Origin of the sequence: Georgenia sp. Z1344 (assembly GCF_049856295.1) — a bacterium.
In the GTDB taxonomy this organism is placed as follows: domain Bacteria; phylum Actinomycetota; class Actinomycetes; order Actinomycetales; family Actinomycetaceae; genus JB111.
The window spans coordinates 1-15,253 of record NZ_JBNDMZ010000005.1; the positions used below are offsets into that span (position 1 = coordinate 1).

The 15,253-nt window shown below is 72.7% G+C and carries 13 protein-coding genes; 4 read left to right on the plus strand and 9 right to left on the minus strand.

Going from position 1 to position 15,253, the window contains the following annotated elements:
• Window positions 1–6 precede the first annotated feature (6 nt).
• Complete coding sequence (locus tag ACPYO6_RS06315) at window positions 7–1,314, minus strand: ISL3 family transposase (protein ID WP_425713489.1); 1,308 nt, start codon at window positions 1,312–1,314, stop codon at window positions 7–9.
• Between the two features lie 426 nt (window positions 1,315–1,740).
• On the opposite strand from ACPYO6_RS06315, the gene ACPYO6_RS06320 reads away from it, so the two are divergent.
• Complete coding sequence (locus tag ACPYO6_RS06320; RefSeq protein WP_425714051.1) at window positions 1,741–2,463, plus strand: ABC transporter ATP-binding protein; 723 nt, start codon at window positions 1,741–1,743, stop codon at window positions 2,461–2,463.
• On the plus strand, window positions 2,460–4,751 hold the full coding sequence (locus ACPYO6_RS06325) for an FtsX-like permease family protein (protein WP_425714052.1): 2,292 nt from the start codon (window positions 2,460–2,462) through the stop codon (window positions 4,749–4,751). The genes ACPYO6_RS06320 and ACPYO6_RS06325 overlap by 4 nt, the downstream gene beginning before the upstream one ends.
• Before the next feature lie 44 nt (window positions 4,752–4,795).
• On the opposite strand, the gene nusB is transcribed toward ACPYO6_RS06325, so the two are convergent.
• The 8 genes from nusB to aroC form a co-directional block, all read right to left on the minus strand.
• On the minus strand, window positions 4,796–5,509 hold the full coding sequence (nusB, locus tag ACPYO6_RS06330; RefSeq protein WP_425714053.1) for a transcription antitermination factor NusB: 714 nt from the start codon (window positions 5,507–5,509) through the stop codon (window positions 4,796–4,798).
• Window positions 5,510–6,067, minus strand: coding sequence for an elongation factor P (gene efp, locus ACPYO6_RS06335; protein WP_425714054.1), 558 nt, complete (start codon window positions 6,065–6,067; stop codon window positions 5,510–5,512).
• Window positions 6,068–6,173: 106 nt separating this feature from the next.
• Window positions 6,174–6,665, minus strand: a complete 492-nt coding sequence (locus ACPYO6_RS06340; RefSeq protein WP_425714055.1) for a hypothetical protein — start codon at window positions 6,663–6,665, stop codon at window positions 6,174–6,176.
• On the minus strand, window positions 6,662–7,270 hold the full coding sequence (locus ACPYO6_RS06345) for a hypothetical protein (protein ID WP_425714056.1): 609 nt from the start codon (window positions 7,268–7,270) through the stop codon (window positions 6,662–6,664). Before ACPYO6_RS06345 ends, ACPYO6_RS06340 begins: the two co-directional genes overlap by 4 nt.
• Before the next feature lie 32 nt (window positions 7,271–7,302).
• Window positions 7,303–8,880 carry an HNH endonuclease gene (locus ACPYO6_RS06350; RefSeq protein WP_425714057.1) on the minus strand — a complete coding sequence of 526 codons (1,578 nt, stop codon included), beginning with the start codon at window positions 8,878–8,880 and terminating at the stop codon, window positions 7,303–7,305.
• Between the two features lie 303 nt (window positions 8,881–9,183).
• The gene (locus tag ACPYO6_RS06355; RefSeq protein WP_425714058.1) at window positions 9,184–9,837 is read right to left on the minus strand and encodes a shikimate kinase; all 654 of its coding nucleotides are present in this window, start codon (window positions 9,835–9,837) and stop codon (window positions 9,184–9,186) included.
• Entirely contained in the window at window positions 9,834–11,501 is a 1,668-nt protein-coding gene (gene aroB / locus ACPYO6_RS06360; RefSeq protein WP_425714059.1) for a 3-dehydroquinate synthase, read from the minus strand. Before aroB ends, ACPYO6_RS06355 begins: the two co-directional genes overlap by 4 nt.
• The gene (aroC, locus tag ACPYO6_RS06365) at window positions 11,498–12,715 is read right to left on the minus strand and encodes a chorismate synthase (RefSeq protein ID WP_425714060.1); all 1,218 of its coding nucleotides are present in this window, start codon (window positions 12,713–12,715) and stop codon (window positions 11,498–11,500) included. The genes aroB and aroC overlap by 4 nt, the downstream gene beginning before the upstream one ends.
• A gap of 91 nt (window positions 12,716–12,806) precedes the next feature.
• On the opposite strand from aroC, the gene ACPYO6_RS06370 reads away from it, so the two are divergent.
• Entirely contained in the window at window positions 12,807–14,333 is a 1,527-nt protein-coding gene (locus ACPYO6_RS06370; RefSeq protein ID WP_425714061.1) for an MmgE/PrpD family protein, read from the plus strand.
• On the plus strand, window positions 14,333–15,226 hold the full coding sequence (gene prpB / locus ACPYO6_RS06375; RefSeq protein WP_425714062.1) for a methylisocitrate lyase: 894 nt from the start codon (window positions 14,333–14,335) through the stop codon (window positions 15,224–15,226). The genes ACPYO6_RS06370 and prpB overlap by 1 nt, the downstream gene beginning before the upstream one ends.
• Window positions 15,227–15,253 lie beyond the last annotated feature (27 nt).

The window sequence follows — 15,253 nt, forward strand, 5'->3', positions numbered from 1 at the left end:
GGCTCTTCACATTCGAGGGTGTAGTTGGGGTCGGAATCCGCCCGTCTCGAGTAGTGATCGGGCGATGTAATTGGTCAGGTTGCGGAAGCCGAGGGCCGAGCCGCGCAGGTGCTCGAGCCTGCCGTTCATGGCCTCGGTGGGGCCGTTGGACGTGCCGGGCCGGTCGAAGTAGGCGAGCACGTCGGCGGCGCGGCGCTTCAGGGTCCTGCCCAGCTTGCGCAGCTCGGTCAGGGCGGCTGGCACGGTGGAGCTGACGGAGGCGATGAGCTGGGCCATGAGCTGGCGACCATGTGCGCGGTCGGGGACGCGGTAGGCGGCGATCATGCGCTGGTAGACGGCCCAGGCGGCCTCGACCGCTACGTGGGTGTCGCCGTCGAACAGGCCCTCCAGGCGCTGGGACTGCTTCTCGGTGAGCAGGTCGGCGCCGGTGTGCAGGGTCCGGCGGGCGGCGTAGAGCGGATCGCCCTTGCGGCCCCGGTGCCCGCAGGTGTCCTGCTGGACACGGCGCCGGCAGTCATCGAGCGCGTCGCCAGCGAGGCGGACCACGTGAAAAGGATCCATGATGGCGACCGCGTCGGGCAGCTCTTCGGCGGCGGCGGTCTTGAACCCGGTGAAGCCGTCCATCGCGACGATCTCGACCCCGTCGCGCCAGTCCTGCGGCCGGCCCGCGAGCCACTGCTTGAAGGCGTGTTTCGAGCGGCCCTCGACCATGTCCAGCAGCCGGGACGGGCCGGTCCCCTCGCGAACAGCGGTGAGGTCGATGATCACGGTCACGAACCTGTCGCCGCGGCGGGTGTGGCGCCAGACATGCTCGTCGACACCGATGGCGCTGACGCCGTCGAACCGGGTCGGATCATCGATGAGGACGCGGCGTCCTTCGGTCAGGACCGCGGCGTTGGCGGTGTTCCACGAGACCCCCAGCCCCTCGGCGACACGAGCGACACTCAAGTGCTGGCACACGATCCCTTCCAGCGCCCACCGCAACCCGCGGCGGGAGAGCCGAGCGCGCGGCTCGGCCGCGGCGGTCGTGTCCTGACGCCACACGTGCCCGCAGCCCGTGCACCGGTACCGACGCACCCTCACCTCCAGCGTCGTGGGACGCCACCCCAAAGGCTCGTGAGCGAGCTCGCGCGTGACGGTGTCCCGCGCGACGCCCTCGCACCCGCACCGCCGGCACCAGCTGTCCGGTTCGACGACCCTGCAGGCCAGGACCGCCCGACCAGGCTCGATGCGCTGGCCGACGACCTCCAAGCCGAGCTCGTCCAGACGAGCGAACGTGGTCAGATCAGGGCGGGCGAAGGTAGCGTCAGGCACGTCGAGGTCTTCCCGGTGGGTGGCGTGAGAACCCCCATCATCGGAAGACCTCGACCCCTATCTGGACGCTGACACGCCGGCACCTCGCTCACCACCGCGCCAGGCCGTCTACACCCTCAATCCGGAAGAGCCAAGATCCGCCGACCGAACTCGCGCCCTATCAGATACCACCACCTCCGCCGGCTGGGCGGTGTGGCGCCTACTACGTCATCCAAACCAGCGGCGCGCAGGCCAGCGTCCGTGAGTGCCGAAATACGGCCGGAACCCAGATCCGTGTCAACGGCACCGTCACGGACACGGACAACGACGGACAGTGCGCCCAGGTTTACGCCTCGTACAATGTCTCAACCGCGACGGATTACGGTCCACGCGCATGCCCAAGTGGAACGCGTGTAGCATTTACGCTGCCGTGGCGAAACGGGTCGAATGCGTACATCTACCTCCGAGAGTTTGACGTCTAGATTGCTCGGAGCACCCTCCTCGGGAATCGTCTGCCGCGGAATATCCAAGGCGTATGGTCCCGACCTCGTTCTCTCCTCCGTCGACCTTGCTGTCGACGGAGGAGAGGTCGTTGCTGTCACAGGCTCCAGTGGATCGGGCAAGACGACGCTACTGCTCACTCTCGCAGGCTTGCTGCTTCCCGATTCCGGCGAGGTCGAGATTTCGGGGCGATCACTATTCATGCTCGACGATGACGCTCGAACGACGCTCCGGCGGCAGCACATCGGGCTGATCTTCCAGTTCGGCCAGCTCGTTGCCGAACTTACGGCTACGGAGAACGTCATGCTTCCGCTGCTCCTCGACGGCGCAACCAAGATCGACGCTCGGAGGCGCGCGAGAAAGCTGTTCGACGAACTTGGCATCGGCGACGTCACCAACCATTATCCGCACCAGCTCTCCGGCGGACAGCAGCAGCGCGTGGCGATCGGCAGGGCGCTGATTACGAACCCTTCCGTGGTACTCGCCGACGAACCCACCGGTTCGCTCGACTCCGGGGCCTCCGAGGCCGTCCTCGACCTCCTGATCTTGTCCGCCTCGACGCGCGGGGCGGCAGTTGTCCTCGTGACGCACGACGCTAGTGTGGCCGCGCGTACGTCTCGGCAGGTACACGTCCGGGACGGTCGGGTCACGTCGACCACCGCCCCATGACCGCCTGGCTTCTCGCGCGGCTGTGGCGCGGCGCCGGCGGCCTGCAATGGTTGTTGGCCGGCGCTCTCGTTTCCACCGTGGCTCTGGCGACCGTCGTCGTGCTGCTGGTAGGCAGCCTGCCTGCGGCGCTCGACCGTCAGGACGAGCGCACCTACTGGACCCGGCCGTCCGACTTCTCGCTGCTGGCCGACCCGGAGCTGAACCAGGACTACGCCTACATCGGCACCGTCAACGATCGGGTCGGGGAACTCGCCGTCACCGTGGTCAACGTAGCTCAGCACGGAGAGGGCATCGAACCTCCGCCGGGGATAGACGCGTTCCCCGAAGCAGGGGAGGTCCTGCTGTCACCAGCTCTGGAACGCGCAGTGGGCGACGCGGCGCTCGCGCGCTACGGCCTGCCCGCGGGAATGGTGGACGAGAGCGCCCTCGCCGGACCTGGGCACATGGTGGCAGTCCGCGGCGTGGCGGTCGAGGATCTCGCTCCGGTCGAGCTCCCGCTGCTCGACCTCGGGGAACCGCGGCCGCAGAATGGCGACCCATCGCTCGCGCTGCTACTCGCACTTGCGGGGGCCGCGATGGTGATCCCACCTCTGCTCCTCGCTCACGTCGCCACCCGCGCCGCCGCGCGAACCCGGGCTCGACGGACCGCGACTCTCGTCGTCGCCGGCGCCCCGCGTTCGCTGCTCAGGCGAGCGGTGCTGTGGGAGTCGTGCATCGGCGCCGTTCTCGGCGTCGCGGCTGGCACTCTCCTGTTTGCCGCGTTGCGCAGAATGCTGGCGCCGATCCTCGTCGAGGATCCCGCGCCGTTTCCGTCGGACCTCGTCCCGCCGGTCGGGATCGTGTTGCTCCTGGTCGTCGCCCTGCCTGTCGGAGTCGCGGTCATCGCAGTTCGCCAGGCGGATCATGCGACTCGCGACCCACTGGGAACCGGGGTGAGCAGCCATGAGGAGCCGGGGATGCATCGCACCGTGATTGCCGGCGCCCTGCTCCTGGCAGCCACTGCCGCTGTCATGCTGACCAACCTCCTCGCGGAGCGGCAGCGCCTTCTCCTCGCGGTCGCGCTGGGAGCGGGCGGTCTGCTCCTGCTCGCTCCGTGGGTGAGCCGGACCGTAGGGCGAGTTCTACGCCGTTCTCGGCGGCCGGCCGCCATGCTCGCGGGCGGAACGATTACGGCCGCTCCCCGCGCAACCGCGCGCGGCGTGACGACAGCGGGCCTCGCGGTCTTCGTCGCCACGATCTTCGTGGTCACCTTTCCTGGCGCGGTAGGTGCCGTCCAGGACGACGCGGTGATCGATCAGGCTGACGACGTCGTCCAGATCACGAGCATGGCGACCAACCAGGCGGAGCTGACACGGCTCGCCGACGACATCGGTGCGCTCGATGGTGTCGGCGACGTGGCGAGCGTCGTGACGGGGACCGCGGCCGGAGAGGGGAGCGCGTCCAGCTCTGTCTTCCCGGTCTGGATAGGGGACTGCGCGCGCATCGTCGCCGCTGCCCACCTGGACCTGACGTCATGTGCCGTCGACGGGGGTGTGTTGCTCAACGCGGCCGCGGCCGCTGTGCTCGGCCCCGCCGGACAGGTCGACGTCTATGACCTCGCCCAGCGGGACGTCGTCACAACGTTGGAGGTGCCGGACGAGAGCACGCCGTCCATGCTCACTGTCCAGACCGACGCTGCTGGAACCCTTGCGACGTCGGCGCGCGCCGTCGACGCACCCAGCGTCCTTGTCGACGAGCGGGAAGCGGGGCTGGATATGACGCACTTCCGACCCACTTTGCTGATCGCCGGGATCGACGACCCGGCCGCCCTCGACCGCGTCCGCACCCTTGTGCTCACGGCAGACCCGAGCGCGCAGGTCGCCACCCGCGAGTCCTCCCAGGAGGGATTCGACGGACAGCTGCGCCGCTACTACAGCATCATGCTGTGGGGCGGCGGCGCCGTGCTCGGGACGTCCGCTGTCGCACTCCTCCTCGCAAACCTGACCACAGCGATCGAGAGTGCACGAACGCTAGCCGTCCTGCACGCCGTCGGGACGCCGCACCGGAGCCTGCGCCGGGTCGTCCTGCTCGTCACCGTAGTCCCACTGCTGCTGTTCTCGTTCGTCGCCGCCGGGCTCGGACTCATGGTGGCGGCGCTTGCCCCAGGAAGCCTGGGCGCAACGGGATGGAGCGCCCTCGTCAGTCTGTGGCCCGTGGCAGTAGGCGTCGCGGGGGCCGCCGCGATTGGCAGCGTGGCTGCCCTGATCGTGCCCAGGGCCACCGCGGTCGATCACCTGCATGGTGCCTGAGAAGTGATCGCCTCACCGACTGGCCGGTACCGTCGCGCCTTCCTTCAGACCCGGTAGAGGTCCTTGTTCCTGGACACCTCGCCGAGGACGCCGCTGACGAACCGCGGGGAGTCGTCGGTGGAGAGCTGTCCGGCCAGGTGGGCGGCCTGCTCGATGGCGACCCCGTCCTCGACGTCGTCGAGGAAGACGACCTCGAACACGCCGAGCCGCAGCAGGCCCCGGTCGACGGCGGGCATCCGCCGCAGGGACCAGCCGTGGGACGTGGCCGTGAGGATCTCGTCGATGACCGTGAGGTGGTCGGCCACCCCCTCGACGAGCTCGACCGCGTAGGCGGGCAGCCCGTCCTGGGCGATAGTCCGGCCCGTGCGCTCGGCGAGGACGGCCAATAGGCGGTCACCCGTGGTCACCAGGCCCTTGGCGTCGGCCTCGAACAGGACGTCGAGCGCGCGGTGGCGGGCCTTGGTCCGGGCGGTCGCGTGGAAGGTGCGGCGGGCACCGCGGGCACCCGCACGTTCCGCGGACGGGACGTCCGCGCTCACGCGCACCGCGCCGGCCGGCACCTCGTCCTCCGTCGCGACCTCGATCGGGGTCGGTTCGTCGCCTGTCGACGTCGGCTCGGAGTCGGCCGCTGCGACGACCTGGTCGACGGCGGGGCGCACAGGCGCATGCGTGTCGCTGTCGGGCCCGGCCGGTGCCGGGTGGTCGACGTCGTGCCCGTCCGTGCCGGGCTCGCCCGGCGCGGGACTCTCTCCGCCCATTCAGGCGCGTCCGAGGTAGTCGCCGGAGCGGGTGTCGACCTTGACCTTGACGCCCTGCTCGAGGAAGAGCGGGACCTGGATCTGGTAGCCGGTCTCGAGGGTGGCGGGCTTGGTGCCGGCCGAGGAGCGGTCGCCCTGCAGGCCCGGCTCGGTCTCGGTGACCTCGAGCACGACGGACGTGGGCAGCTCGACGAAGAGCACCTGGTCCTCGTGCGTGGCGACGACGACGTCGGTGTTCTCGAGCATGAAGTTCGAGGCGTCGCCGACGACCTCGGGACGGACCGGGATCTGCTCGTAGTTCTCGGAGTCCATGAAGATGAAGTCGGTGCCGTCGTTGTACAGGTACTGCATGTCGCGGCGGTCGACCGTGGCGGTCTCGACCTTGACGCCGGCGTTGAAGGTCTTGTCCACGCCCTTGCCGGACAGGACGTTCTTCAGCTTGGTGCGCACGAACGCGGGCCCCTTGCCCGGCTTGACGTGCTGGAACTCGACGACCGACCAGAGCTGGTTGTCGATCTTCAGCACCATGCCGTTCTTGAGGTCGTTCGTCGAAGCCATGTGTAAGCCGTCCTGTCGGGTGGGAGTCGTTCGGTCGGGCCGGAGGGAGCGGCGGAGCACGGCCGCGCGGTCCCGGCACGGGGCACGGGTGCCCCTCGTCGGCGGTTCAGGATATCGCGGCGAGCACGGCCCGGCCGAGGAGACCCCATGACGCCGCCCACAGGTAGGAGGCGAGCGTGCCGATGATGAACCGTTCGGCGGTCAGGCCGGCGGCGACGACCCGGGGCGGGACGCGGCGCTCGTCGTCGGGCTGGAGAACGATCGCGGTGTCGTCGTCGCGGGAACCGGCCCCGTGGTCGGCGCGCAGCTCGGGATACCGGCCCAGTCCCTTGAGGGCGAGGACGACCGCGACGACCTCGGGGAACCCGGTGACCAGCCCGCCGGCGATCGCGGCCCGTTCGAGGTAGCCGATCCACTGCCCGCCCCGGTCGAGGCCCACCGGATGGGTGATGAGCTCGGGCGCGTCGTCCCCGCTCGCGCCGGCCACGGTGAACCGGCGCAGCAGCCGGGCGACGACGGGGCTGCCGGTGACGGCGGCGAGAAGAGCGGCGACGACGACGAAGAGCGAGGTGAGCAGCCCGAGCAGCCAGTCGTTCACGAGATCTCCTCCGCGGCGGCGACCATCGCGGCGACGTGCGGGAGCGCGGCGAGCTCCTCGCGCACGCCGGCGACGCGGACCCGGTCGTGGACCGCCTGGTAGGTGATGCCGAGCTCCTCGGCGACGGCCCGCTGGGTCACCCCGGTGACGAGGCGGTCGGAGACCTCCCAGCCGGCGTCGGAGCGGGTGCGGCGCAGGGCCCCGACGAGATGGAGGACGGCCGTGGCGGACTCGGCGGCGTCCTCGTCCGCTCCCCGCACGACGATCGGGTAGCTCGACGCCTTGCTCCGCGCCGTCTCGACCGCGTCCCGCGCGAGGACGAAGGCGGTGCCCGACGACGCGCTCGCGCTCGCGGCCAGCGGCGTGTCGACGGGGCCCGCGCCGATGCCGACCGCCCAGTCGAGCCGGGCCAGGCGCAGGGCGACGTCGACCGCGGCCGGCGCGCTGGTGAGGACGCCCTGGATCTCGTCCCCGACCGTCCGCTCGAACGGGAGCGCGACCACCCGGCCGGCGCGCTCGTGCCACGGGGCGAGCTCGGCGAGGATCTCGTCCACGAGGACGCCGCGCTGGGTCGACCGGTTCTGGTCGGCGGTGACGACAAACATGCCATCAAGGCTATGTTCTTGATTGCTGCCGATCAAGGCGATGAGTCCGGTATGTCGGGCGGGTGGTCCGACCCGGGGCCCGCGCGTTCGTGGCCCACCGAGTCGCGTTCCGGGGACCGGCCGGCCCGATCGCGGGTCGCTCCGGCGAGCTCCCGGCGGCCCCTCATCGGTCCCCGGGCGCCGCCGGCTCGATCCGGGTCGGGCTCGTCGTCGCGCACACGTCGTGCCTCCCGGTTCGCCGCGACGCGTGCCCGAAGGTCGTCGATGCGGCGGTCGGTGACGTTCTGGGCGAGCGTGGAGCGGCTCGCGGCGTATCGGTGCCCGGTCGGCGTCGTGACGGTCAGGCCGGTCGCCGTCGACTCGTGGGTCCAGCCGGGGTTCTCCTTGGCGAGGTTGCACCGCTGGCACAGCCCCGAGGCGTTGGCGAGGCTCGTCGCGCCGCCGGCGGCCCACGGCGTGGCGTGGTCGACCTGCCGGAGGTCTGCGCCGCAGAACGGGTTGCGGCAGATGTCGTCGCGCAGGCTGACGATGTGGCGCAGGGAGGCGGGGAACGTGCGGGCGCGCGAGTCGAGGCCCTCGATCTGTCCGGTCCCGGGCCGGAGCCACAGCCGGCGGAGCGACACGTCCGACGCCTGCTCCTCGGAGAGGTACCCGCGGGCGACCGCCGCGGGGACGGGGCCGTGCCCGGGGAGCCAGGCGGAGTCCGGCCCGCCGAGGAGCGTCTCGTCGGTCATCACGAGGGTGAGCGCGACGTCCCGGGGCTCGTCGACGGCCCGGCCGGTCACGCGCTCGACGAGGAGGTCCGCGGCGATCTGGGCCTTGGTCCGCGAGGCGGCGGCGCCCGTCGCGACGGCGGTGCCGGAGTCGCGCTCGAGGGCCGCCTTGACGCTCACGGCGTCCGCCACCGTCAGCAGGGCGCTGAGGTAGGCCATGCCGTTCGGCGCCGGGCGGACGCTCACGCGCCGCTCGCTCCTCGCGCGCTCCATCCGCAGGACTGCGCTCTCCTGGTCGAGCTCCTGGGCCAGCTTGCGCGCCCGGTTGCCGGCCTGTCGGTCGCCCATCGTGGGGAGGTCGGGCGCGAGCACCTCGTCGACGACGCGGCGGTCGTCGGGCGCGAGGAACGCGATCTCCTTGGCCACCAGGGTCGCGCGCCACTCGGAGACCTCACCCGCCTCCATGAGCTCGAGCGTGCGCGGCATCTCCGAGGTGAGGCACCGCGCGAGGCGCAGGTGCACGCCGCCGGCGAACGGCGACTCGCGGCGGGCGAGCGCGATCTCGTCGGCCACTCCCCTGCCCTGCCGCTCGACGGGAATGCCGCGCCGCGCCTCGTCGTCCCGACGCATGTCGTCCAGCGCCACTGACGCACGCGCCTGCGCAGCCTCGGCCGTGCGCTTGAGCGACTCGGCGGCCGAGATGATCGCGATCGCCTCCGCCTGGTCGGCGACCTCGATCCGCGCGAGCGACCTCGCGAAGGCGAGGATCTCCTCGGGGCCGGGGCTGGCGCCATGGTGGTCGACCGCCCCCGTGTCCGTCCCGGCTGCGCGCTCGGCCGGTCCCGTCCCGCTTGCGTCGTCGTCCGTGCCCGACCCCAGCGTCCAGTCCGTCGTCATGTCGCTCACCTCCCCCGTCGCGTCGCTGCCGAACGACCCTCGGGGGTGGGCACGCGTCCTCGCGCACCCCGCCGGTCTGGTCGATCTGGTGACTACGCTACGGGCCACCACCGACAACGAAACCGCAGGATTGCAACGGTTGTGGACAGTCGTGCAGCAGGCCGACCTGTGGGGACGGCGTCGCCAACAGGGTGTGTTCTAGCGTCGTCGACGGCGACAAGGGCGTTGCCGACGGGACAGCACGTCGAACGACGACGAACGACGCACGCGTGACGTCGAGCGAAGTCCGACGCGCCCTGGCTGTCAGTCGCCGCGGACCACCTCGAGGACGGCGGCGAGCACCTGCTCCTCGTTCATCGTCGTCGTGTCGATCGTGACGGTGGCGACCGCGGCGAGGGCCGCGTCCCGCTCGGCCGCCATGGTCGTCCACATCGCCCGCGGGTTCGGCAGCGCGACCGAGCCGAGGCCGGACAGGCCGAGCCGGCGCATCGCGGTGCCGGGGGTGATCCGCAGGTGGACGACGACGGCGCCGCTCCCCCGCAGGTCGGCCAGCCGTTCGGTGGCCGCGTCGATCGCGCCGGACCCGAGGGCGACGACGGCGGGCTCCTCCAGCGGGTCGCCGCCCAGCGCCTCGGCCGCCACGGCGGACTCCGCGGCACGGAACTCGGACTCGCCGAGATCGACGACGAGCTCGTGCACCGGCGCGCCGAGGCGATCTGCGACGAGGTCGTCGGTGTCGCGCAGAGGCAGGCCGAGCGCCCCGGCGACAGCCCGGGCGGAGGTCGAGACGCCTGCGCCGGGGACGCCGAGCAGGACGATCGTGCGTGCTTCCGGCGTGTCGCCGGTGCCCGAGTCAGGGCCTGCACCGACGCGTGCTCCCGCGCCGGGATCCGGTCCCGAGGCGCCGGGCACGTCCTGGCCGGAGCCGGCGTCGAGGGAGTGGTCGTCGCCCGTCACGCGCTCACCGTGGCCCACGCGGCCTCGAGCACGTCGTCGTCGGGGCCGTCGAGGATGACCGGCTCCCCCTCGGCGCGCAGGGCGACGAACCGCAGCCGGTCGCCGCGCACCTTCTTGTCGTTGCCCATCGCCGCGCGGACGCCGCCCCAGTCGAGCCCGCTCACGGTCACCGGCAGGCCGAGGGAGGTGAGCACGGCCCGGTGACCGTCGGCGAGGCCGCTCTCGGCCAACCCGCTGCGCTCGGCGAGCTCGGCGGCGACGACCGAGCCGACCGCGACCGCGTCGCCGTGCCGCCACGAGTACCCGGACGCCCGCTCGATCCCGTGCCCGGTCGTGTGGCCGTAGTTGAGGACCTCGCGCAGCCCCGCCTCGCGCAGGTCCTCCCCCACGACGTGCGCCTTGACGGCGACTGCCCGCTCGACGAGCTCGCGCAGCACGGCCGAGCCGGGGTCGAGCGCCTCCTCGGGGTGGGAACGCACGAGCGAGAGGATGTGCCGATCGCTCACGAACCCGATCTTCACCACCTCGGCGAGCCCGGCCGCGAGGTCGGCGGCCGGCAGCGTGGCGAGCAGGTCGAGGTCGCAGACCACGGCGAGCGGTGCGTGGAAGGACCCGACGAGGTTCTTGCCCGCCGGCGTGTTGATGCCCGTCTTGCCGCCGACCGCCGCGTCGACCATGCCGAGCAGCGTGGTGGGCACGTGGACGACGCCGACGCCGCGCAGCCACGTGGCCGCGACGAACCCGCCGACGTCGGTGGTGGCGCCGCCGCCCAGGGTGACGACGACGTCCTGACGGCCGAACCCGTGCTCGCCGAGGACGGTGTGGCACCGGCCGACGACCTCCCAGGTCTTCGCGGCCTCGGCGTCCGGGAGGAGGAACGTGTGCGCCTCGCGCCCGCCGAAGCGGAGGGCGGCGGCGATGCGGCCGGCGCGGTCCGCCATGACCTCGGGGTGGACGAGGAGGACGCGACGGGCGGTCTCCGGGATCGCGCGGGCGACCTCGCCGGACAGGTCGTGCCCGATCGTCACCGGGTAGGGGCGGGCACCCGGCACGGTGAGGACGGTGGGGGCGGCCGCGAGTGCCGCGACCTCGGCGGCGACGTCGCTCAGATCGCGCCCGTCGGTGTCGACCGTCCAGGTGGCGACCTCGGCGTAGAGCGGCGCCCGTTCCTCCGCCAGCGCGGCGAGGCGCCCCACCGGGTCCTCGGCCAGCAGGGGCCGGCTCGAGGCGGAGCCCACCCGGGCGTGCGCCTGCTCCGGCGAGACGGCGAGGTGGACGACCCTGCGGTCGGCGAGGTCGGCCCGCGTGGCCGGGTCGAGGACCGCGCCGCCTCCGAGCGTGAGGATCCCGGTGCCGTCGGCGAGCTGTGCGGCGATGACGTCGCGCTCGAGCTCGCGGAACGACCCCTCGCCGGCGGCGGCGAACACGTCGCTCACGCTGCGGCCGGCGCGCTTCTCGACCAGGTCGTCGCTGTCCGAGACCGTGGTGCCGAGGAGCCGGGCGAGGTGCCGCCCGACGGCGGACTTCCCGGCACCGGGCAGGCCGACGAGGACGAGGTCGGGTCCGCGGCCGGGCACGGGCGCCCCGGCGATCGGGTGGACGGCCGGCCCGCCGGGGGTGTCCCCGGCCGGAGGCCCGTCGTCGTGCACGTCGTTGCCCGTCAACGCTGGTGCTCCGGGATCGCCTCGAGGTAGGCGGCGAGGTTGCGGGCGGCCTCCTCGACCGAGTCGCCGCCGGTCTTCTCCAGCAGCGCCTGGGCGAGGACGAGCGCGACCATCGCCTCGGCGACGACGGCGCCCGGCGCCACGTGGCACGTGTCGGAGCGCTGGTGGAGGGCGGTGGCCTCCTCGCCGGTGGCGACGTCGACGGTCGCGAGCGCGCGCGGGACCGTGGAGATCGGCTTGAGGGCGGCGCGCACGCGCAGGACCTCGCCGTTGCTCATGCCGCCCTCGGTGCCGCCGGCGCGGTTCGTCTCGCGCACGATGTGGCCGTCGTCGTCGCGGGTGATCTCGTCGTGCGCCTGCGAGCCTCGGCGGCGGGCGGTCTCGAACCCGTCGCCGACCTCGACGCCCTTGACGGCCTGGATGCCCATGATCGCGCCCGCGAGCCGGGAGTCGAGCCGGGCGTCCCCCGAGACGAACGAGCCGAGCCCGGGCGGCAGGCCGTAGGCGAGGACCTCGACGACGCCGCCCACGGTGTCGCCGTCCTTCTTCGTCGCGTCGACCTCGGCGACCATCTCCTCGTCCACCCCGGGGACGATGCACCGGAGCGGGGAGGCGTCGAGGGCTGCGACGTCGTCGGGCGTGGGCAGGGGTGCGCCGTCGGGGACACGGACCGGTCCGACGGCGAGCGTGTGCGAGACGAGGCGCACGCCCGCGACCTGCTCGAGGACGGCGGCCGCCACGGTGCCGAGGGCGACCCGGGCGGCGGTCTCGCGGGCGGAGGCGCGCTCGAGGACGGGCCGGGCGTCGTCGAGGTGGTACTTGCGCATGCCGGTGAGATCGGCGTGCCCGGGGCGGGGCCGCGTGAGGGGCCGGTTACGGGCGACCTCACGCTCGTCCCCGGTGCCGGCGTCGACGAGCAGCTCGCTCGGGTCGACGGGGTCGGCGGACATCACCGTCTCCCACTTGGGCCACTCGGCGTTCCCGATCGTCAGGGCGACCGGGCCGCCCATCGTCACGCCGTGCCGGACGCCGCCCAGCAGGGTGACGACGTCGGTCTCGAACTTCATGCGAGCCCCGCGGCCGTAGCCCAGGCGGCGGCGCGCGAGGGCGGCGACGATCTCGTCGGTGGTGATCGACAGTCCGGCGGGCACGCCCTGCAGCACGGCGACGAGCGCCTGGCCGTGGGACTCCCCGGCAGTGGTCCAGCTCAGCATGCACCGATCATCCCATCCGTCCCGCCCGCTCCCCCGCGCCCCTCGTCCCGTGAGACTCTTGGACCCCCGCCACCGCCGCCGAGAGGGAGCCATGACCAGGCACCACGTGAGAGTCCACCCGTCCGCGGACGACCTCCCCCGGGAGCGGCAGCTCGCCTGGGCGATCGCCGAGCTCGCCGCCGAGCGGGTGGCCCCCGACGCCGAGGTGACCGACATGGTGGTCAACCGCGTCATCGACAACCACGCGGTGGCCGCCGCCTCGCTCACGCGGGCGCCCGTCGTCGCCGCACGCGCGCAGGCGCTCGACCGCCCGCGCACCCCGGGATCGACGGTGGCCGGACTCCCGTCCGAGACCCGTGTGGCGCCCGAGTGGGCGGCGTGGGCAAACGGCGTGGCCGTGCGCGAGCTCGACTTCCACGACACCTACCTCGCCGCGGAGTACTCGCACCCCGGCGACACGATCGCGCCGATCCTCGCCGTCGCCCAGCACCTGGGCGAGGCGCGTGGACTCACGGGCGCCGACCTCGTCGCCGCGATCGCCACCGCCTACGAGGTCCAGGTCAGCCTCGTCACCTCGATCTCGCTGCACGCGCACAAGATCGACCACGTCGCTCACCTCGCGCCCGCCGTGGCCGCCGGGATCGGCACTCTCCTGCGCCTGGACCCGACGACGATCTTCCAGGCCGTCGGCCAGGCCCTGCACACGACGACGGCGACCCGCCAGTCCCGCAAGGGCCAGATCTCGACGTGGAAGGCGTACGCGCCCGCGTTCGCCGGCAAGGCCGCGATCGAGGCCGTCGACCGTGCGGTGCGCGGCCAGACCTCGCCCGAGCCGATCTACGAGGGCGAGGACGGGGTCATCGCGTGGCTGCTGGACGGGCCGGGGGCGGGGTACGACGTCGACCTGCCCGCGCCCGGTGAGCAGCGCCGCGGCATCCTGCGGACCTACACGAAGGAGCACTCGGCCGAGTACCAGGCGCAGGCGCTCATCGACCTCGCGCGGCGGATGGGCGAGGCGCACCCGGAGCTGCGTGACCCCGTCCGGGTGGCCGGGATCGTGCTCGAGACGAGCCACCACACCCACCACGTCATCGGCTCGGGCGCGAACGACCCGCAGAAGTACTCCCCCGAGGCCACGCGCGAGACGCTCGACCACTCGATCCCCTACATCCTCGCCGTGGCGCTCCAGGACGGTGCCTGGCACCACGAGCGCTCCTACGCGCCCGAGCGCGCCCGGCGCGCCGACACGGTCGAGCTGTGGCAGAAGATCACGACGGTCGAGGACCCCGCGTGGACCGAGCGGTACCACTCGAGCGACCCGGCGGTGAAGGCGTTCGGCGGCCGCCTCGTCGCCACGCTCGACGACGGGACCGTCGTCGCGGACGAGCTCGCGCTCGCCGACGCCCACCCCGACGGCGCACGGCCGTTCGCTCGGGACCAGTACGTCGGCAAGTTCGAGACGCTCGCGACCGACGTCCTCGGCGCGGACGAGGTGGCCCGCTTCCTCGACGTCGCCCGCCGCCTGACCGACCTCGGTCCCGACGAGCTCGGCCAGGTCACCGTCACCGCCCCCGCCGCCACGATCGACGCGGCCGGCCGACCCGAGGGGATCCTCTAGTGCTGCACGCGCCCGCCTCCGCCTCCGACAAGCGCCGGGCCCTCCGTGCCCGGCTCGCCGCCGGGGAGCAGCTCGTCCTGCCCGGGGCGTTCAACCCCCTCTCGGCCCGGCTCATCGAGGACAAGGGCTTCGACGGCGTCTATATCTCCGGCGCCGTGCTGTCCGCCGACCTCGGTCTGCCGGACATCGGGCTCACCACGCTCACCGAGGTGGCCCAGCGCGCCGGCCAGATCGCGCGGGTGACGAACCTGCCGGCGATCGTCGACGCCGACACCGGGTTCGGCGAGCCGATGAACGTGGCCCGCACGATCCAGGTCCTCGAGGACGCCGGGCTCGCCGGCGCGCACATCGAGGACCAGGTCAACCCCAAGCGGTGCGGGCACCTCGACGGCAAGCAGGTCGTCGACGAGGCCACCGCGCTCAAGCGGGTGCGCGCCGCTGCCGAGGGGCGCCGTGACCCCGACTTCCTCGTCATGGCGCGCACGGACATCGCCGCCGTCGAGGGGCCGGGGGCGGCCGCCGAGCGCGCGAGGGCCCTCGTCGACGCCGGGGCAGATGCGATCTTCCCGGAGGCGCTGCGCAGCCTCGAGGAGTTCGCCGCCGTGCGCGCGGCGGTCGACGTCCCCGTGCTCGCCAACATGACCGAGTTCGGCAAGTCCGAGCTGTTCACGCACGCCCAGCTCGCCGACGCCGGCATCACGATCGTCATCCACCCCGTCTCGCTCCTGCGGTCCGCGATGGGCGCCGCCGAGCGGCACCTCGACCACCTGCGCGAGCACGGCACGCTGACCGGAGTGGTCCCCGAGATGCAGACCCGGGCGAGGCTCTACGAGCTCCTCGACTACGCCGGGTACAACGCGTTCGACTCCGACATCTTCACGTACGAGCCCTGATCCACCCTCGTCACCGACGAGCCTCGA